Raw genomic sequence first — 19,040 nt, 5'->3', positions numbered from 1 at the left:
ATGGACAATAGGCAAATAGGTATTTTTGATTCTGGTATTGGCGGCACATCTATCTGGGGTGAAATACAAGAGCTTTTACCTAATGAAGATTGTATTTATTTGGCAGATAGTAAGAATGCACCATATGGTGAAAAATCTGAAGAACGAATTCTAGAGCTGAGTATAAAGAATACTGAATATTTATTAAGCCAAGGTTGTAAAATTATAGTCGTTGCTTGTAATACAGCAACGACAAACGCCATTGATTATTTAAGGGCAAACTACACTGTTCCTTTTATAGGTATTGAGCCAGCATTAAAACCTGCGGCTATAAATACTAAATCTAAGATTGTGGGTGTTTTAGCTACAAAGGGGACCTTATCTAGTAGTCTGTTTCATAGCACTTCAAAAAATCATGCTGCCGGTATAACTGTTTTAGAACAACGAGGCACCGGTTTAGTTGAAATGATTGAAAACGGAAACCTTCAAAGCGATGAATTATACCAGTTGTTAGAGGGTTATATACGACCTATGCTTGAAAAGGGAATGGATTACCTTGTTTTGGGCTGTACGCATTACCCATATCTAATTCCGCTACTGAAAAAAATGTTGCCAGAAAATGTAACTATAATAGACTCTGGTCAAGCAGTAGCTCGGCAGACAAGAACAGTTTTAGTCAAAAACGAGTTATTGACCAATTCTACAAATGTTGGCATTCATCAATTTTATACAAATGGTGATGTAAAAGTACTTGCTTCGATTTTAGAATTGGCTAAACCTAAATACACAGTATCTTTTAAAGACTTTTAAGGGTGTTTTCTTTTTTAACGTAGGTTAAATAAGTGAATGATAACTTGTGTTTTTCGTCTGTTGGGTGAAACTCTTGGTTTGTTAGCACCCAATAGTTCTCGTCAATTTCTGGAAAAAAGGTATCCGCATCTTCAAAAGTGGCATGCACACGGGTTAGTTCTATTTTGTCAGAACGTTTTTCACCTTGCTTATAAATTTCTCCGCCACCAATTATAAAGGCAATTTCATTGTCTATTAAATCTATTGCTTCATCTAAAGAGTGCACAACAATACATTCATCATAGTCTACCAAGTAATTTTTATCTCTGGTAATGATAATGTGAGTTCTATTTGGTAAAGGCTTAGGGAAACTTTCATATGTTTTTCTACCCATGATAATTTTATGACCAGACGTTAATTTCTTGAATCTTTTAAAATCATCTGGCAAATGCCAAAGTAAATCGTTGTCTTTGCCAAGCGCGTTGTTTTCTGCTGCCGCAGCAATCATTATGAGTGTACTCAAAGTAGTTTTTTTTTAGGTTCGGGTTCAATTGAGATGGGTTGTTTTATTTCCTGTTCAATTTCTTTTTCCATTTCAGCAATACGTTGCTTTTGCTTCGCTACTAATTTTTCTCTTTGTGCGCGTTCCCAGTCATTACCCATGAATTTATTGGTAATAAAGACATTAAAAATATGTAGCACAAACAGAAATCCCCAAAAGGTAATTGCCCAAACAAACCAATTATATTCTTGTCGGTATTTTAATATTTTATTAATAAGCACCAAGAAAACACTACCAACTAAAAATACTACGAAATGCGTGTAAAGGCGTTTTTTTTGTTTAACCCTTTTTTGAGCATTCTCTAATAGCTCATGCTGCTCTAAATCTAATTTGGAGGTATTTTTATTTCTAGAAAACATACTCTTCCTATCTTTGGTATAAAGATACAGGAAATGTATTATACGCTATAATCAATGGAAAAATTTAGAAAAGAATTCCCAGTTTTAAGAAAAGGTATTTATGTGAACACTGCAGTGTATGGGTTGCTGTATGATTCTTTGTTAGAATGGCGGCAAGAACATGATCTAGACTTTTTAATAGATGGTAGCGATATGCGGGAGCAATCGTTAAAGGTAATTTCAAATACGCGCACTAGCGTTGGTAGGTTTTTTAATTGTAAACGAGAGAACGTAGCTTTAGTGAGCAATTTTTCATCAGGACTTAATGTGTTGTTAGAGGGGTTGAATTCCAAGAAAAAGGTGTTACTTGTTGAGAATGATTATCCTTCTCTTAATTGGAGTTTTGAGAATAGAGATTTTGAGGTTTTCTATATGTCTATGACAGCCAATTTAGAAGAGCGTATTCAAGAAACAATATCAAGTCAGAAAATCGATGTGCTTGCTTTGAGTTTGGTACAGTGGTTAGATGGTTTTGCTATTGATTTAGGATTTTTGAAAGATTTAAAAAAACAACATCCTAGTTTGATTATCATGGTAGATGGTACTCAATTTTGTGGTAGTGCTAGCTTTGATTTTGATAATTCTGGAATTGATGTTTTAGGAGCTAGTGCCTATAAGTGGTTATTGGCTGGTTATGGTAATGGATTTATGTTGTTTTCAGATCAAGTAAAAAATGAGTTTGCGATAAATAATATTGGTTTTAATGCTGCTGACGGAGATTTTAATAAAAAAGATGAAATTAGATTCGCTAAGAAATTTGAGCCAGGTCATCTGTCATCGCTGATTTTTGGGAGTTTAAAGTTTTCTCTAGATTTTTTTGAAAGAATAGGGATGGATAAAATAACAGCACATAACCGCAAGTTATCAGAGAAGGCAAAGGCAGAATTTCAAAAACTAGGACTATTATCTGATGAAGTTTTGGGAAGAAAGCAGCATAGCACTATTTTTAATATAAAAGCAAATGAAGCTACTTATCAAAAACTAATAGACAATGATGTGTTTTGTGCTCAAAGAGGCGACGGTGTGCGTTTAAGTTTTCATTTCTATAATACCGAGGCAGAAATAGACGCAATTGTAAAAATCTTAAAAACAGGAAAGTAGCTATTCATAATAAAGTATTTTTGTAGGGTTAAATTCCGTTGTACATCTATAAAAAGCATAAATATTAAGGATTTGATAAAAATCTCTTAAGTGTTGTAAATGAGTATTTTATTGTACTAGTTTTGCTTTAAATATTAAATCTAATATCATGGCAATTGCAAAAAAATATTTAAAAACTAAGCCAGTATGTAAGGTTACTTTTACGGTACCTACAGACGATGCAAAAAAAGTAGCTGTTGTAGGCGATTTCAATAACTGGAACGCAAAAAAGAGCGAATTGAAGAAACAAAAAAATGGCTCTTTTAAAGGGACTTTTGATCTTCCAAAAGAGAACTCATTTGAATTCAAATACATTGTTGATGGAGAATATGTAAACGATGGTGAGGCTGATCGTTACCAATGGAATGATTTTGCTGGTTCTGAGAATGCTGTATTAGAATTGTAAAAAATAACACTGAAATATAGAAAGCCTGCTATTAAAAATAGCAGGCTTTTTTTTTATTCTATTTAGTAATAGAATCTAAGCTTTTTTAAAGACACAGTTTTTATAACCATATGCTGTTGATTCATACGAAGTGGTCATTTTTAACCCAGATTCTTTCGCAAGCCAAGTAATTATTTCATCATCGTACTTCTGTGAAATTTCGGTATGTATAGTTTCCCATTGCTTAAAGTGGACGGTTAGGTCTAAATTTTCAATTTGTACAGTCTGTTCAATTTTCGAAACTAAATAACTCTTTGCGGTTCCTGTTTCGGGGTCGTAGACTTCCCAATGTAAAAACTGTTCTAAGTCAAAATTTGCATTTAGTTCAGTATTTATTCTAGCAAGAACATTTTTATTGAATGCTGCGGTAACACCTTCTTTATCATTATAGGCATCTAATATGGTCTGCGGATTTTTCTTTTGGTCAAACCCCATGAACAATAAGTCTTCTGGTTGCATTAGCTTTTGAATCTTATTCATAAAAACAACTGCCTGTTCATGCTCTAAGTTGCCAATATTAGAACCTAAAAACAAAATTATTTTTCTGTTCTCGCGATTGTTTATTTCTTTAAGAGCTTCAAAATATGTTCCTTGAAAAGGTTGAACCTGTACTTCTGGCAGTTCTTTTTCAATAGAATTCTGTAATTGATTTAATGCGTTGTCACTAATATCGATAGGTACATAAGTGAAGTCGATTTTTTTGTCGCTGAATTCTTTTAATAGAATTTTAGTCTTTTTACCATCTCCAGCACCAAGTTCAATTAAGTCAAATGATCCAAAACCGGTAAACAGATTTGAGATTTCTTCTTTATTGCTTTCAAGAATTTCGTATTCAGAATCAGTTAGATAATAAGTAGGCATTGCCATAATATCTTGAAAAAGCTTATCTCCTTTTTTGTCGTAAAAATACATTGAAGATAAGTGCTTAGGGTTGTTGGTCAAGCCTTGAGAAACTTCTTTTTCAAATTCACTAGTATTGGTAAGCGTAGTTTTTGTGTCTTGCATACGTAATCTGTCGTATTTATTTAGCTAACCTTATTCCGGTAAACTGCCATTTTAAATCAGTTGGAAAAAAGTTGCGATAGGTGTGTCTTGCGTGTTTGGTAGGTGTTGCTATTGAGCTGCCCCTAAGTACCTTCTGGTTCACCATAAACTTGCCGTTGTATTCACCTAAAGCGCCATCAACTTTTTTGTAATTAGGGTAGGGTAGGTAGGCGCTTTCTGTCCATTCCCAACGTTGTCCCCAATTAAATTGTTCCTGCGCAGCTTCCCACTCAAATTCAGTAGGTAGGCGACATTCTTTATATTGGGCAAAGGCAAATGCTTCAAAATAAGAAATATGGGTAACAGGTGCGTCTAAATCAACTTCAGCTAATCCGTTAAGGCTATAGTAATGCCATACTCCATCAATCTCGTACCAATATAATGGTGATGTTATTTGGTTTTGTTGTACCCAATCCCATCCAGCGGCATGCCAAAGGTCGAAACGTTTATACCCGCCTGCCTGTATGAATTCTATATATTCGGCGTTAGTAACAAGTTTGTTTGATATTTGATAATCATGTAGATATACTTTGTGTCTACCTAGTTCATTATCAAAACAGAAGTCAGTAGAATTATGACCTATTTCATAAACGCCTTCGGTCATAGAAATCCAGCTTTGAGTACCTTTCTCAATGGTAAATTCTAGAAAAGTATCTGAGTATTTAGGTAATAGCGGGTTGTTTCCGAGAATATATTTAATATCTGTAAGCAACAATTCTTGATGCTGCTTTTCGTGATGTATACCAATTTCAAGAACAGCTAATAATGTGCTGTCTTCATTAGATTCTAGTAGGCTCTTCATTGCTTGAGTTACATATTGTCTGTATTCATACACCTTCTTTACTGAAGGTCTAGACAAATTACCTCGATCGGCACGAACAACACGTTTGCCTACGGTTTCGTAGTAGCTGTTAAATACAAATGAAAAATCTTCATCAAAAACGGTATAAGATGTATCGTATGATTTAAGGATAAATTCTTCAAAAAACCAAGTTGTATGACCTAGATGCCATTTTGGTGGAGAGACGTCTATGATAGGTTGTACCACATAATCTTCAATTTCTAGAGGCTTGCAAATAGCCTCGGTGTGTTCTCTGGTTTCTAAAAAGAAATCTAAGAACGTATCAGTACTAACCATGAAAACAATTTTTATGGAAAGTTAAATAAAAATGCTCAATTGAGTTTAACCTGATAAATTAAGAAATTGATACTATTAAAGCTTGAAGTTAATAGGGATAGAATACGGAATCTTTACGGGAAGACCATTTTGACGGCCAGGTTGAAGCTTTGGTAATAGGGAAATAATTCTTCTAGCTTCATTTTCTAAAATAGGTGCAGGACCTTTTGTTTTAATGTTGCCAACATTTCCTTCTTTATCAACCAAAAACATAATACTTACTCTGCCACTGACCTTTTTTGCAATAGCTTCTTTTGGATAAACAAAATTAGAACCAATATGAAGTTGCATTAGAGTATTAAACGTTTTTCTATCTGTTTGGGCATTTACCCTTGTCTGATTTGGAAATAAAGGAACTTCTTCAATAACACCGCCTTTGAAAATGAAATTACTATCTAAGGGAATTTTGTTTAATTGATTATTGCTAGTTAAATAATCGTAATTCAAAAAGTATTTTGGTCTGTAAATATCGGGCTTTTTATTATCGACTCTTAAAACATGCAATTCAGCAATTCTTTGATTGAGCTCTTTAGTGAATTTTTTATTCAGTTTTTTATCATTGATGTAAGTATGAGTTCTTTCATCATTAATCTGATTTAAATCATTTAATTCAAAAGTGATTCTTGCTTTTAACGTATCAATTTCCTGGTTCCTTTTTTTAAATAAACCCTCTAGAATATCAAGTACTTCGTCTTCAATTTTATAACTTAAGCAGTCATTTTTATCTAAAGCATCGGCACACTGATCAATAACGATTTCCTCTTGCGGAAAGTAAATAGAATCGTCTTGCGAAAAACAGTTCATTGAAATGAAGGTGCAAACGATAAGTAAAATTGATGCTTTTATTTTCATAGTTTAGATAGCTACTTTCCCTTTTATATGAGGATGTGGGTTGTAATCTACCAATTCAAAATCTTCGAATTTGAAATCAAAAATATCTTTCACTTCCGGATTCATTTTCATTTTAGGTAAAGCTCTAGGCTCTCTGCTTAGTTGTAATTCAACCTGCTCCATATGGTTATTATATATGTGGGCGTCACCGAAAGTGTGGATAAAATCACCAGCTTCATAGCCACATACCTGAGCCATCATCATGGTAAATAATGCGTAAGATGCAATATTGAATGGTACACCTAAAAAGATATCTGCACTACGCTGGTACAATTGACAAGATAATTTACCGTCGGCAACATAAAACTGAAAGAAGGCATGGCAAGGCGGTAATGCAGCTTTACCATCAGAAACATTCTCAGAAAATGATTTAGAAGTATCTGGCAATACGCTAGGGTTCCAAGCAGATACTAACATTCTTCTGCTGTTTGGGTTGGTTTTTAAAGAATGAACTACTTCTTTAATTTGATCAATTTCATCATCATTCCAATTACGCCATTGATGACCATAAACAGGACCTAGATCTCCATTTTCATCAGCCCATTCGTTCCAAATACGAACACCGTTTTCTTGTAAATACTTGATGTTGGTATCACCTTTTAAAAACCAAAGTAGTTCATATACAATAGATTTTAAATGTAATTTTTTGGTGGTAACCATAGGGAAACCTTCGCTGAGGTCAAATCTCATCTGATACCCAAAAACACTTTTAGTTCCGGTTCCTGTACGGTCGCCTTTTTGGTTTCCTTCATTAAGAACATGTTTTAAAAGGTCGTGGTATTGTTTCATAGCAATAGAATTATATAAATGCCAAACTAACTTGTTGGCAGATTACAAAAATACTATTTCGATGAATTTTTGAACGAAATTAAATTAAGGGTTATAAAGATCTTATTAACTAAATTAAAGTTGAAAATATAAGTTACCCTAAAATCATACCTGCAATAGTTGCAGAAAGTAATGATGCTAAAGAACCACCAAGAACAGCTTTCATTCCAAATTCAGATAGCGTCTTTCTTTGTCCTGGTGCTAGTGATCCAATACCACCTATTTGAATACCAATAGATGCAAAGTTTGCAAAGCCACATAACATATAGGTAGCCATAATAACAGACTTGTTAAACTTTAAATGTGGTAAGGTGCTAAGATCTTTAAGTTCTGCTAATTGTATATAGCCTACAAATTCACTTGCCACTAATTTAATGCCTAGCAATTGACCCATAAGCATGATGTCTTCATTGGCTACCCCGATTAACCACATTAAAGGGGCAAATATAGTGCCTAGAATTGCTTCGAGAGAGAATTTAGAATACGAGGTATTTTCAGCTATCCAGCTATTTAAGTGAGTAAAATCTCCGGTCCATTCTAGAATACCGTTGACCATCGCAATAATGGCTACGAAAACTAAAAGCATAGCACCTACATTAACAGCTAGCCTTAGTCCTTCTGTAGTACCATTTGCTATAGCATCTAATACGTTGGCGCCAATCTTTTCAGAAGAGACATGAACTTCAGTATTTACTTCTTCTGTCTGTGGATATAGTATTTTAGAAATTACAATCGCTCCAGGAGCAGCCATAACGGAGGCAGCTAATAAATGTTTCGCAAATACCAACTGTAGCAATTCATCTTCACCACCTAAAAACCCAATGTAGGCAGCTAAAACAGCACCGGCAACGGTTGCCATACCACCAATCATAACCAGCAGAATCTCTGATTTGGTCATTTTTTCTAGGTATGCTTTTATTAAAAGAGGTGCTTCTGTCTGCCCAAGAAAGATGTTTCCGGCAACAGAAAGACTTTCAGGTCCTGAAATACCCAAGGTTTTAGAAAGTGCCCAAGCAAGCCATTTTACTACTTTTTGTATTAATCCTAAATAAAATAGTAAGGATGTAAGAGCTGAGAAAAATATGATTGTTGGTAGTACTTGAAAAGCAAAAATGTATCCAAAAGTACCAGTATCAACGACTAAACCTTCAAAAAGGAATTTACTGCCCGCACGTGTAAATTCTAGTATGCTGACAAAGATTCTTCCTATTTGTTCAAAAACTAATTGTACGAAAGGTATTTTTAGTACGCCAACGGCAATAACCAATTGAAGAGCCAGACCTATACCTACAGTTTTCCAATTAATGGCTCTCCTGTTAGAGCTGAATAAAAAGGCTAAAAATAATAAGACTACCATGCCTAAAACTCCTCTGCCGAGACTGTTGAAAGAAAATCCTTCATTGATTTCCATTCCCATAACACCAGCAGTAGCAACATCTTCAGCCAAAGTGGTGTCAGTTGTACTTTGTAAAGGTTGAGTTACGTCTACGTCTTGAGCAAAAGTAATTGTGGTAAGAATCAGTGCAAAAAATAGCAACCATTTGCCCTTTTTCATAAACTATAATTTAATGTTTAGTTGCGTTTAGAGATTTCATCTCTCAGTTTTGCCGCCTTTTCGTAGTCTTCGTTGGTGACTGCCTTTTTTAATTCTGCTTCTAATTCATCTATAGTAAGTTCTGTGTAGCCATCGCTTGCACCAGATTCTATTTCTATAGTTTCCCCTTCTTGCAAAATTTCATCGACCATAATACTATCGTCGTTATCTTTTTGATCTTTCTCTTTAGATGAGAATTTCAAGAAAATACCAGCTTTGTCCAATATAGTCTTATAGGTGAATATAGGAGCATTGAAACGCAATGCCAAGGCAATTGCATCACTAGTTCTTGCGTCAATGATTTCTTCAATACCGTCTCTTTCGCAAATGATGCTAGAGTAAAATACGCCATCAACCAATTTATGTATAATCACCTGTTTGATAACGATATCAAACCTGTCTGAGAAATTTTTAAATAGGTCGTGAGTAAGTGGTCTTGGGGGCTTTATCTCTTTTTCCAAAGCAATTGCTATGGATTGAGCTTCAAAAGCGCCAATGACTATAGGTAATTTTCTATCGCCTTCAACTTCGTTCAAAATAAGAGCATAAGCTCCGTTCTGAGTTTGGCTGTAAGAGATACCTTTTATTTTTAATCGTACTAGACTCATAGGTTTTTAACTAAAAAAGGCTGTTCGAATACTTGGGGTTCCAACTATACGAACAGCCCTTTAAGGGGCACAAAATAACAAAAAATTACGCGTTTTGTGCTTTAAAATCCTTTAATTTTTCAATCAATTGAGGAACTACTTCAAAGGCGTCTCCAACAATACCGTAATCAGCAGCTTTAAAGAAAGGTGCTTCAGGGTCATTATTGATTACAACTTTTGTTTTAGAAGAGCTTACTCCTGCTAAATGTTGAATCGCTCCAGAAATACCGATGGCAATGTAAAGATTACTTGCTACGGGCTTTCCTGTTTGTCCAACGTGCTCGCCGTGAGGTCTCCAGCCAAGATCAGATACAGGTTTGGAACAAGCCGTTGCGGCTCCTAAAATATCTGCTAGTTCTTCTATCATTCCCCAGTTTTCCGGTCCTTTCATCCCTCTACCTGCAGAAACAACAATATCGGCATCTGCTATAGTAGCTTTACCAACAACTTTATCTATTTCAACAGATTTGGTGTCATTTGTAGCAGCATCGGCAGCACCACTTATTTCTTCAACAGAAATTTCTGTTTTGTTTTCGTGAGCACCAAAAGCATTATTAGATACACCTACTATTTTAATATCGGTATCTATTTGAGTGTGTGCAAAACCTTTATTACTGAAAGCGGTTCTTTTAACCACAAACGGCGAAGTGCTATCTGGCGCCTGAACTACATTTGGTGCGTAGCCAGCAGATAGTTTGGCAGCTAATAAGGGAGCTAAATACTTTGTATCTGTACTTGAGCTCAAAATAACAACCTTTGCGTCTGTACTTTTTACTGCTTCAGCAATAGATGCTGCGAAGCCACCAGCGTTAAAAGTTTCTAATGAACCGTCTTTAACGTTCATTACTTTAGAAACTCCGTATTCACCAAGAGATTCTCCCTCGGTAGTGTTGAAAGCTATTGCGGTAACAGTTGTGCCCATCATTTTGGCAACTGCAGAAGCGTAAGAGGCAACCTCGAATGCATTCTTTTTAAATTTTCCTTGTTCTGATTCTGTATATACTAAAACTGACATCTTTTTTGTTTTTAATGATTACCTATCTATATAGGTTATTAAATGACTTTGGCTTCATTATGTAAAAGATCAATCAATTGATCTACACTATCGACAAGTTTAACTTGACCTTTTGGAGCTGGTTTGTCGAATTTTTTGTCTTCGGTAGCTTTGATTGCATCTACAGGTTCAACAACAGTTAATGCTTTCTTTCTTGCCATCATAATACCACGCATATTAGGTATACGTAAATCACTTTCTTCAACAAGACCTTTTTGCCCGCCTACTACTAAAGGTAGAGAGCTACTTAATTTTTCTTTTCCACCATCGATTTCTCTAACAGCAGTAACATTGTTTCCGTCAATTTCAAGACTAATACAAGAATTGATGAAATTCATATTGGTTAAAGAAGCCAAAATACCAGGTACCATACCGCCATTATAATCAATAGATTCTCTACCGCCTATTACCAAATCGTAACCTCCGTTCTTAACAACTTCTGCAAGTTGTTGAGCAACAGAAAACCCGTCAGTAGGTTCTGTATTGATTCTAAAAGCTTCATCTGCGCCTATGGCAAGTGCCTTGCGCATTGTAGGTTCAACAGTAGGTCCGCCAACAGTAGCAATATGCACTGTAGCGCCTTGTTTTTCTTTAAACCACATAGCTCTAGTTAAACCGAATTCATCATTCGGGTTAATTACAAACTGTACACCGTTGGTGTCAAATTTGGTATCGCCATCTGTGAAATTTATCTTAGACGTAGTGTCTGGAACATTACTTATGCAAACTAATATCTTCATGTTTAAAAAACTTTATATCAATGAAGACGAAGATAGCTATTTAAATCCTAATTTACTATGCATGCATAGTAAATTTTATAACTTTTTTTAAATCTGGCATTCTATTTTTTGATATTATATTTCATATTTTTGCTTGCTTTCTAGCATATAACAAAGAATAATATTTACCATACATGAAAACACTACAATTTAGGCAAGCAATAGCCGAGGCCATGTCCGAAGAAATGAGGAAGGATGAATCTATCTATTTAATGGGTGAAGAGGTAGCTGAATATAATGGCGCATATAAGGCTTCCAAGGGTATGTTGGATGAGTTTGGCCCAAAGAGGGTTATTGATACTCCAATATCAGAACTTGGATTTGCAGGTATAGGCGTTGGTTCGACTATGACCGGTAATAGACCTATTATAGAGTTCATGACCTTCAACTTTGCGTTGGTAGGTATTGATCAAATTATAAATAACGCGGCTAAGATCAGACAAATGTCTGGAGGTCAATTTCCTTGTCCTATAGTATTTAGAGGTCCTACAGGTTCAGCAGGCCAATTGGCGGCGACGCACTCACAGGCTTTTGAGAGTTGGTATGCCAACTGTCCGGGTTTAAAAGTAGTAGTGCCATCTAACCCAGCAGATGCAAAAGGATTATTGAAAGCTGCAATTCGCGATAATGACCCTGTAATATTTATGGAGTCTGAGCAAATGTATGGTGATAAAGGTGAAGTGCCAGAAGGTGATTACACTATTCCATTAGGTGTTGCAGATATTCGTAGAGAAGGTAAAGACGTAACTATTGTTTCTTTTGGAAAGATTATTAAGGAAGCAGATAAAGCTGCCGATGAATTAGAAAAAGAAGGTATTAGCTGTGAGATTATAGATTTACGTACAGTAAAACCTTTAGATTACGAAGCTATTTTAAAATCTGTTAAAAAGACAAACCGTTTAGTGATTTTAGAAGAAGCTTGGCCATTTGGCAATGTAGCAACAGAAATTACATATCATATACAAGCGCATGCATTTGATTATTTAGATGCACCAGTTGTTAAAATAAACACTGCAGATACACCAGCACCATATTCTCCAGTACTATTGGCAGAGTGGTTACCTAATCATAAAGATGTGGTTGAAGCTGTTAAAAGAGTTTTATACAAATAAAAGATTTACTTTTGTAAAGTACTTTAGCTTCTCCGACCAAGTCTGGAGAAGCTTTTTTTATTAGTATGTTATTTGCAACAAATTTTTTTATTGAACAACGAATTCTAATGAGAGGGATAATTTTCATATTCTTAAGTCTATGTGTGTTCATAGCTCAAGGCCAGACTAAAATTGGTGGTATTGTCATTGATGAGCAGGGTGAGCCTGTATCCTTCGCTAACGTATTCTTTAAAAATTCTACAGAAGGTACCATTACAAATGATGATGGACGGTTTTATTTAGAGTCTGAAAATGAATACCCTACAGTAATTATATCTTTTATAGGTTATACAGATTACGAACTTCAATTAGATTCTAAAGTTGTTTATGATTTAAAAATAACCATGGTTGAAGCTGCAGAGCAGTTAAACGAAGTGGTGTTGATAGCTGGCAAGCAATCTAAAAAGAATAATCCTGCGGTAGATATACTTAGAAAAATTTGGTCTAAGAAACGCCAGAACGGTGTTAGGCAGTTTAATCAATACGCTTTTGATAAGTATGAAAAGGTAGAGTTCGATTTAAATACGATAGATAGTTCGCTTATAAAAAGTAAGGTTTTTAAAGGACTCGAATTTGTTTTTCAAGATTTAGATACTTCTCGTATAACAGGTAAAACATACTTGCCAATTTTTTTAAACGAGACTTTTTCTAAAGTTTACGGTGATAATAAAATCAAAGAGGAAAAAGAGGAAGTTTTAGGGAATAAGAATTCCGGATTCGAAAACAATCAAGCTATTATAGCTTTCGTACAAGACTTATATCAAGAATATGATGTCTATAATAATTACCTGAAATTTTTCGATAAAAGTTTCACTAGTCCGCTATCAAAAACCGGAGTAGATGTGTATAATTATGCGCTTCGAGATAGTGCTTTTATAGATAATAAGTGGTGTTATAATATTGTATACTATCCACGGCGTAAAAATGAATTGACCTTTAAAGGGGATTTTTGGGTAAATGATTCTACGTGGGCGGTGAAAAATATTAATCTTCAGGTTACCAAAAGTGCTAATATCAACTGGGTAAAAGAAATCTACATAGAGCAAGATTTTGAAGTAATGAATGATTCTGTGTTTCTTTTGAAACGCGATTATATGTTGAGTGATTTTAGTTTTAACAAAAAAGAAGAATCAAAAGGGTTATACGGAAAGCGAACAAGTGTTTATGATAATTACGAGTTCAATAAGGTTAAGCCAAGAGAGGTCTATAAAAAAGATAGAAACCCTTTAGACGTTACCCAGATTATTAAAGATGATGCCTTTTGGGAACAGAACAGGTTAGAAAGTTTAAATAAAGATGAAAAGGGTATTTATAAGTTGCTAGACACTCTTAAAACCGTACCAAAATTTAAAACCTATTATAATTTTGTAAGTATTTTAGGATCTGGTTATGTAGAGGTAGATAAATGGAATTTAGACTTAGGCTCTGTTTATGATTTCTTTGGATACAATACTGCAGAAGGGGCGCGAGTGCGACTTGGAGCAAGAACCTACTATGGGCAAAATGATCTTTGGAGAATAGAAGGATACACTGCGTACGGATTCAAAGATCATAAATTTAAACACGGCTTGTCGGGTAAAATGCTATTAGATAAAAATAGCAGATTAATCGTTTCTGGTGGTAACCGTAGAGATATAGAGCAGCTTGGCGTTAGTTTAACCGCAACTAATGATGTCTTGGGTAGAAGTATTGCCTCTTCTTCTTTATTAACGGTAGGTGCTAATAATAGATTAACGAATATCAATCTTAGTGCGCTTAATTTTGAAATTGAACCGATAACCAATTTAAAATTATCTGTGGGTGGTACGTTTAGAACCTTGAGTTCTGCATTGCCCGGTGATTTTAGTTTAGATTATGTAAATCCAGAATCTCCAACAGGAGTTTCGTCAGAAATACGTCAATTCGATTTTAATGCATTGGTGCTGTATACTCCTGGTAAAAAAACTATTGGTTTTGGGGTAGAGCGTAGAGATGTCAATGATACTTACAGTACTATATTATTAAATTATACAAAGGGGACTAAGGGTGTAATGAATAGTGATTTTGACTATAGCAAGCTCCAATTTTCATATAGCCAACCATGGCAATTAGGTGGTTTTGGTAGGTTGTTAAGTACTGTAGAATTGGGTAAAACATTTGGTGAAGTACCTTTAGGACTTTTAAGCGTAGTGCCTGGTAATCAAACATTTTTCTCTAACTATGGTACCTTTCCAAATTTAGATTTTTATGAATTTGTTACCGATACTTATGCTGCAGTTCATTTGCAACATAATTTTAATGGACGGTTTTTCTCAAGAATTCCTTTTCTAAGGAAATATAATTTAAGGGAAATCGTAGCTTTGCGCGGAGTATGGGGAGATTTGTCTGATGAGAATATAGCCCTAAGTGCACCAGCAACAGTAAATACACCGTTACGTGCACCATCAGAAAAAATATACTATGAATATTCTTTTGGAATAGGAAATATCTTTAAGGTATTCAGATTAGATTTTAATTTTAGAGGAAATTATTTAGAGAATCCAGATGCGAGAAAGTTCGGTGTAACCGGTACGTTTGGATTTGTTTTTTAATTCGATTAATTTTTACAATTATAACAACTTAGTAACGTTTCATAAGAAACTATAAATTAAACAATTTTTAATATGGCAGCAGCAAATGGCTTAACCTTTGATGTTTTAATAGAAATTCCGAAAGGAAGCAGAAACAAGTACGAATACGATTTTGATTTACATAAAATTCGTTTTGACCGTATGTTATTTTCTTCAATGATGTATCCTGGTGATTACGGATTCATACCTGAAACTTTAGCGTTGGATAAGGATCCATTAGACGTTTTAGTAATGGGAACAGAACCAACGTACCCAATGACGGTGATGGAAGTGAAACCTATAGGTGTATTTCATATGACAGATGAGAAAGGTCCGGATGAGAAAATTATCTGTGTGCCAGTTTCAGATCCAATTTGGAGCAATAACAATGATATAAGTGATTTGAATCCGCATAGATTAAAAGAAATCGAACATTTCTTTCAAGTATATAAAGATTTAGAAGAGAAGAAAGTTGATACAGGTGGGTGGAGCGATGCTGCTAAAGCAGTCGAAATTTACCATGAATGTGTTAAGAGATATGATGATAGTGAGCACAAAGCAAAGGGCACTTTTGTCATATAAATAATATTTTACATCATTTGAGCCACTTTTTTTAATAAAAAGTGGCTTTTTTTATTCTATTCTAATTTACTACATTAGTCGAACTAACAACTAACAATAGATTAAATGGAGTCAATGATGATTTACATGCCAATTCTTATGGCAGTATTAGGCCTAATTTATATGGGCATTAAAAGATCTTGGGTATTAAAACAGGATGCCGGGGATGGGAAAATGAAAGAAATATCAGATCACATTTATGAAGGCGCCCTTGCCTTCTTAAGTGCAGAATATAGGCTTCTGGCTATATTCGTAGTCGTTGTAAGTATTTTACTTGCAATCGTTTCTTTCGTAGTGCCAACAACACATTGGCTAATTGTAGTAGCATTTATTTTTGGTGCGGTATTTTCTGCCTACGCAGGTAATATAGGTATGAAAATTGCTACCAAAACCAATGTAAGAACTACGCAGGCAGCTCGTACCAGTTTACCTAATGCATTGAAAATCTCTTTTGGTGGCGGTACGGTAATGGGACTTGGTGTTGCTGGTTTAGCAGTATTAGGACTTACTATCTTCTTTATAGTGTTCTTTCAATTTTTTATGGGCGGTGTTTGGACATCGACTATGGATATGACAATAGTTTTAGAAACCCTTGCAGGTTTCTCTTTAGGTGCTGAGTCTATTGCACTATTTGCTCGTGTAGGTGGTGGTATTTATACCAAAGCGGCAGATGTAGGTGCAGATTTGGTAGGTAAGGTAGAGGCAGGTATACCAGAAGATGATCCTCGTAACCCAGCTACAATTGCAGATAATGTTGGTGATAATGTAGGTGATGTTGCAGGTATGGGAGCGGATTTATTTGGTTCTTATGTAGCAACAGTTCTTGCGGCTATGGTTTTGGGTAACTATGTAATTAAAGATATGGGTGGTAATATTACTGATGCCTTTGGTGGAATTGGACCTATATTATTGCCAATGGCAATTGCCGGTGCAGGTATAATTATATCTATTATAGGTACCATGTTGGTGAAAATAAAAAGCAACGATGCTAAAGAAACTGAGGTAATGGGTGCTCTGAATATTGGTAACTGGACATCAATTGTTTTGGTTGCAATCTCATGTTTTGGATTAGTTACTTGGATGTTGCCTGAAACCATGAAAATGGAATTCTTTGGTGAAGGTTTATTAGAAATATCTTCTATGCGCGTATTCTATGCCACCTTGGTAGGTTTAGTAGTAGGTGCAGTTATTTCTTCAGTAACAGAATATTATACAGGATTAGGGAAATCTCCAATTTTAAAAATTGTACAACAATCTTCAACAGGTGCAGGTACAAATATTATTGCAGGTTTAGCAACTGGTATGATTTCTACATTCCCATCCGTTTTATTGTTTGCAGGTGCTATCTGGGCGTCTTATGCATTTGCAGGATTTTATGGTGTTGCTTTAGCAGCTTCTGCAATGATGGCAACTACAGCTATGCAATTGGCAATTGATGCCTTCGGACCAATTTCTGATAATGCAGGTGGTATTGCCGAAATGAGTGAGCAAGAACCTATTGTAAGAGAAAGAACGGATATATTAGATTCTGTAGGTAACACAACTGCAGCTACAGGTAAAGGTTTTGCTATTGCCTCTGCAGCATTAACTTCTTTGGCATTATTTGCCGCCTATGTCACTTTCACAGGTATTGATGGCATTAACATATTTAAAGCTCCGGTATTGGCAATGTTATTTGTTGGGGGTATGGTGCCGGTAGTATTCTCTGCATTGGCAATGAATGCTGTAGGTAAAGCAGCTATGGAAATGGTTCAGGAAGTTAGACGTCAGTTTAAAGAGATACCTGGTATTATGGAAGGTACAGGCAAGCCAGAATATGATAAATGTGTGGCAATTTCTACAAAAGCTTCTTTAAAAGAAATGATGTTACCTGGTTTATTGACTATTGGTTTTCCGTTGGTAATTGCATTCGTTCCTATGTTATTCGGAATGAATAAATTGGCAATCGCAGAAATGCTAGGTGGTTATATGGCTGGTGTAACGGTATCTGGTGTGTTATGGGCAATTTTCCAAAACAATGCAGGTGGTGCTTGGGATAATGCCAAGAAATCATTTGAAGCTGGTGTTGAAATTAATGGTGAAATGACGTATAAAGGTTCAGAAGCTCATAAGGCAGCTGTAACTGGTGACACTGTTGGTGATCCTTTTAAAGATACTTCAGGTCCTTCAATGAACATTTTAATTAAATTGACATGTTTGATAGGGTTGGTAATTGCACCAATATTAGGAGGTCATGCAGAAGAAGGTGTTGCATTGTTAAATGATACAAAAGAGGTTACTATAGAAATGAATGTAGAAAGTGCAGATTTGGCGGAAGCTATTGTTACGTATTCTACAACGGTAAATGGTGAATCTATTACTAAAGAAGTAATTTATAATGGTACCAAAGCAGAGGTAGAGGCACAATTGCAAGCATTTGAGAATGCTACAATTGAAAAGAAAGGAACTGCTACGGAAATTACTATAGAAAAAGTGGAGATTAATAAACAGTAATTTTTCACTTGAAATATAAAAACCATCAGCTTTGCTGATGGTTTTTTGTTTTTAGAACTATTGTAGTTTGAATGTAATTGGAATTGCAAATGAAACTTTTACAGCAGAACCTCTTTGTTTACCAGGAGTCATTTTTGGTAATTTAGATAAAATTCTTACGGCTTCTTTTTCTAGTACATCATGCGGACCTCTTTTTCGAATAGTACCGATAGTACCATCATTGTTGATCATAAATGTAGTATTGACTCTACCTTCAATGTTCATTTCTTGGGCTAATTTTGGGTAGCGAAAGTTTTTGCGAATATGCTTTTGCATCATCTCATTAAAACAAGCCCTTTTGTCTTTTTCATTTTCACAACCTGGGAATACGGGCACCTCTTCAATTGTACTCCAGATAACTTTCACCTCTTCCTCTTCTTCGATAACCTCAAAATCTGATGCGTCTACAACCTCGGTTTCCGTATTTACCTCAATAGCGATAACTTCAGTTTCTTCAATAGGATCATCATCTTCAATAATTTCTATCTCAGTTGGTAGAACTGGTGGTTTTGGTGGAGGAGTAACTTCTAGTTCGAAAACCGGAATTTCTTCATCTATCGATTCGTCAGTTTTGTTAAAAGCTACTTCATACTCCTTAAATGATTCAAATGATTTCCATTCTAACGCGGTGTACACCATACCTAATACTAATAGTAGTCCGATTACAAAGAACATTCCGCTCTTTTTGTTAAGGTCTTTCTGTGGATTTTTTTTTGGTCTCATAATATTTGAATTTTAGACTTGCATAAACAAGTAGGGTTATTATTTATTTGCTTATCTAAAACTATAATAAACCTAAAGGCTGTGAAATGAGTAATGAG

The 19,040-nt window shown here is 35.1% G+C and carries 18 protein-coding genes; 7 read left to right on the top strand and 11 right to left on the bottom strand.

What is annotated here, in order from left to right; translation table 11 throughout:
* On the top strand, positions 1–789 hold the full coding sequence (murI, locus tag BUC31_RS18680) for a glutamate racemase (RefSeq protein ID WP_073247123.1): 789 nt from the start codon (positions 1–3) through the stop codon (positions 787–789).
* Here the strand turns inward: murI and BUC31_RS18675 are convergent.
* Together BUC31_RS18675 and BUC31_RS18670 are read right to left on the bottom strand one after the other, a co-directional pair.
* The gene (locus tag BUC31_RS18675; protein ID WP_073247121.1) at positions 776–1,276 is read right to left on the bottom strand and encodes a dihydrofolate reductase; all 501 of its coding nucleotides are present in this window, start codon (positions 1,274–1,276) and stop codon (positions 776–778) included. The genes murI and BUC31_RS18675 overlap by 14 nt on opposite strands.
* 11 nt (positions 1,277–1,287) lie before the next feature.
* Entirely contained in the window at positions 1,288–1,689 is a 402-nt protein-coding gene (locus BUC31_RS18670) for a 2TM domain-containing protein (RefSeq protein ID WP_073247119.1), read from the bottom strand.
* 54 nt (positions 1,690–1,743) lie between these two features.
* Between BUC31_RS18670 and BUC31_RS18665 the strand changes: the two genes are divergently transcribed.
* Together BUC31_RS18665 and BUC31_RS18660 are read left to right on the top strand one after the other, a co-directional pair.
* Positions 1,744–2,829 (top strand): aminotransferase class V-fold PLP-dependent enzyme, encoded by a 1,086-nt coding sequence (locus tag BUC31_RS18665; RefSeq protein ID WP_073247117.1) that lies wholly within the window; start codon positions 1,744–1,746, stop codon positions 2,827–2,829.
* Positions 2,830–2,977: 148 nt separating this feature from the next.
* Positions 2,978–3,274 carry an isoamylase early set domain-containing protein gene (locus tag BUC31_RS18660; protein ID WP_073247115.1) on the top strand — a complete coding sequence of 99 codons (297 nt, stop codon included), beginning with the start codon at positions 2,978–2,980 and terminating at the stop codon, positions 3,272–3,274.
* A 75-nt stretch (positions 3,275–3,349) separates the two neighbouring features.
* On the opposite strand, the gene egtD is transcribed toward BUC31_RS18660, so the two are convergent.
* The 8 genes from egtD to BUC31_RS18620 all read right to left on the bottom strand — a co-directional run bounded on the left by egtD (position 3,350) and on the right by BUC31_RS18620 (position 11,288).
* Entirely contained in the window at positions 3,350–4,318 is a 969-nt protein-coding gene (gene egtD, locus BUC31_RS18655) for an L-histidine N(alpha)-methyltransferase (protein WP_073247113.1), read from the bottom strand.
* 16 nt (positions 4,319–4,334) lie between these two features.
* Positions 4,335–5,495 carry an ergothioneine biosynthesis protein EgtB gene (gene egtB / locus BUC31_RS18650; protein ID WP_073247111.1) on the bottom strand — a complete coding sequence of 387 codons (1,161 nt, stop codon included), beginning with the start codon at positions 5,493–5,495 and terminating at the stop codon, positions 4,335–4,337.
* Between the two features lie 75 nt (positions 5,496–5,570).
* Entirely contained in the window at positions 5,571–6,386 is an 816-nt protein-coding gene (locus tag BUC31_RS18645; protein WP_084135095.1) for an energy transducer TonB, read from the bottom strand.
* Between the two features lie 3 nt (positions 6,387–6,389).
* A complete protein-coding gene (locus BUC31_RS18640) occupies positions 6,390–7,214 on the bottom strand; it encodes a thymidylate synthase (protein ID WP_073247107.1) in 825 nt (274 codons plus the stop codon).
* A gap of 133 nt (positions 7,215–7,347) precedes the next feature.
* A complete protein-coding gene (locus BUC31_RS18635) occupies positions 7,348–8,808 on the bottom strand; it encodes a NupC/NupG family nucleoside CNT transporter (protein ID WP_073247105.1) in 1,461 nt (486 codons plus the stop codon).
* A gap of 17 nt (positions 8,809–8,825) precedes the next feature.
* Positions 8,826–9,455 carry a bifunctional nuclease family protein gene (locus BUC31_RS18630; protein WP_073247103.1) on the bottom strand — a complete coding sequence of 210 codons (630 nt, stop codon included), beginning with the start codon at positions 9,453–9,455 and terminating at the stop codon, positions 8,826–8,828.
* An 85-nt stretch (positions 9,456–9,540) separates the two neighbouring features.
* Positions 9,541–10,509 carry an electron transfer flavoprotein subunit alpha/FixB family protein gene (locus BUC31_RS18625; RefSeq protein WP_073247101.1) on the bottom strand — a complete coding sequence of 323 codons (969 nt, stop codon included), beginning with the start codon at positions 10,507–10,509 and terminating at the stop codon, positions 9,541–9,543.
* A 38-nt stretch (positions 10,510–10,547) separates the two neighbouring features.
* Positions 10,548–11,288 carry an electron transfer flavoprotein subunit beta/FixA family protein gene (locus BUC31_RS18620; protein ID WP_073247100.1) on the bottom strand — a complete coding sequence of 247 codons (741 nt, stop codon included), beginning with the start codon at positions 11,286–11,288 and terminating at the stop codon, positions 10,548–10,550.
* A 173-nt stretch (positions 11,289–11,461) separates the two neighbouring features.
* Here BUC31_RS18620 and BUC31_RS18615 point away from each other — a divergent pair, with 173 nt between their 5' ends.
* The 4 genes from BUC31_RS18615 to BUC31_RS18600 all read left to right on the top strand — a co-directional run bounded on the left by BUC31_RS18615 (position 11,462) and on the right by BUC31_RS18600 (position 18,180).
* Entirely contained in the window at positions 11,462–12,439 is a 978-nt protein-coding gene (locus BUC31_RS18615) for a pyruvate dehydrogenase complex E1 component subunit beta (protein WP_073247098.1), read from the top strand.
* Positions 12,440–12,546: 107 nt separating this feature from the next.
* Positions 12,547–15,048: a DUF5686 family protein gene (locus BUC31_RS18610; RefSeq protein WP_073247096.1), complete on the top strand. Its 2,502-nt coding sequence runs from the start codon at positions 12,547–12,549 to the stop codon at positions 15,046–15,048.
* 72 nt (positions 15,049–15,120) lie between these two features.
* Positions 15,121–15,648 (top strand): inorganic diphosphatase, encoded by a 528-nt coding sequence (locus BUC31_RS18605; protein WP_073247094.1) that lies wholly within the window; start codon positions 15,121–15,123, stop codon positions 15,646–15,648.
* 105 nt (positions 15,649–15,753) lie between these two features.
* On the top strand, positions 15,754–18,180 hold the full coding sequence (locus BUC31_RS18600) for a sodium-translocating pyrophosphatase (RefSeq protein ID WP_073247092.1): 2,427 nt from the start codon (positions 15,754–15,756) through the stop codon (positions 18,178–18,180).
* Positions 18,181–18,237: 57 nt separating this feature from the next.
* On the opposite strand, the gene BUC31_RS18595 is transcribed toward BUC31_RS18600, so the two are convergent.
* Complete coding sequence (locus tag BUC31_RS18595) at positions 18,238–18,942, bottom strand: energy transducer TonB (RefSeq protein ID WP_073247090.1); 705 nt, start codon at positions 18,940–18,942, stop codon at positions 18,238–18,240.
* Positions 18,943–19,040: the final 98 nt, after the last annotated feature.

The organism is Maribacter aquivivus, from assembly GCF_900142175.1.
GTDB lineage: Bacteria > Bacteroidota > Bacteroidia > Flavobacteriales > Flavobacteriaceae > Maribacter > Maribacter aquivivus.
This window is presented reverse-complemented; position numbering and strand designations above follow the sequence as displayed.

Excerpts from the sequence above, each read along its gene's own strand:
- BUC31_RS18635 (WP_073247105.1), bottom strand. The coding sequence starts at position 8,808 with ATGAAAAAGGGCAAATGGTTGCTATTTTTTGCACTGATTCTTACCACA.
- BUC31_RS18595 (WP_073247090.1), bottom strand. The coding sequence starts at position 18,942 with ATGAGACCAAAAAAAAATCCACAGAAAGACCTTAACAAAAAGAGCGGA.
- BUC31_RS18670 (WP_073247119.1), bottom strand. The coding sequence starts at position 1,689 with ATGTTTTCTAGAAATAAAAATACCTCCAAATTAGATTTAGAGCAGCAT.
- BUC31_RS18665 (WP_073247117.1), top strand. The coding sequence starts at position 1,744 with ATGGAAAAATTTAGAAAAGAATTCCCAGTTTTAAGAAAAGGTATTTAT.
- BUC31_RS18640 (WP_073247107.1), bottom strand. The coding sequence starts at position 7,214 with ATGAAACAATACCACGACCTTTTAAAACATGTTCTTAATGAAGGAAAC.
- murI (WP_073247123.1), top strand. The coding sequence starts at position 1 with ATGGACAATAGGCAAATAGGTATTTTTGATTCTGGTATTGGCGGCACA.
- BUC31_RS18600 (WP_073247092.1), top strand. The coding sequence starts at position 15,754 with ATGGAGTCAATGATGATTTACATGCCAATTCTTATGGCAGTATTAGGC.
- BUC31_RS18605 (WP_073247094.1), top strand. The coding sequence starts at position 15,121 with ATGGCAGCAGCAAATGGCTTAACCTTTGATGTTTTAATAGAAATTCCG.
- BUC31_RS18610 (WP_073247096.1), top strand. The coding sequence starts at position 12,547 with ATGAGAGGGATAATTTTCATATTCTTAAGTCTATGTGTGTTCATAGCT.
- BUC31_RS18630 (WP_073247103.1), bottom strand. The coding sequence starts at position 9,455 with ATGAGTCTAGTACGATTAAAAATAAAAGGTATCTCTTACAGCCAAACT.
- BUC31_RS18645 (WP_084135095.1), bottom strand. The coding sequence starts at position 6,386 with ATGAAAATAAAAGCATCAATTTTACTTATCGTTTGCACCTTCATTTCA.
- BUC31_RS18660 (WP_073247115.1), top strand. The coding sequence starts at position 2,978 with ATGGCAATTGCAAAAAAATATTTAAAAACTAAGCCAGTATGTAAGGTT.
- BUC31_RS18615 (WP_073247098.1), top strand. The coding sequence starts at position 11,462 with ATGAAAACACTACAATTTAGGCAAGCAATAGCCGAGGCCATGTCCGAA.
- BUC31_RS18625 (WP_073247101.1), bottom strand. The coding sequence starts at position 10,509 with ATGTCAGTTTTAGTATATACAGAATCAGAACAAGGAAAATTTAAAAAG.
- BUC31_RS18675 (WP_073247121.1), bottom strand. The coding sequence starts at position 1,276 with ATGATTGCTGCGGCAGCAGAAAACAACGCGCTTGGCAAAGACAACGAT.
- BUC31_RS18620 (WP_073247100.1), bottom strand. The coding sequence starts at position 11,288 with ATGAAGATATTAGTTTGCATAAGTAATGTTCCAGACACTACGTCTAAG.
- egtD (WP_073247113.1), bottom strand. The coding sequence starts at position 4,318 with ATGCAAGACACAAAAACTACGCTTACCAATACTAGTGAATTTGAAAAA.
- egtB (WP_073247111.1), bottom strand. The coding sequence starts at position 5,495 with ATGGTTAGTACTGATACGTTCTTAGATTTCTTTTTAGAAACCAGAGAA.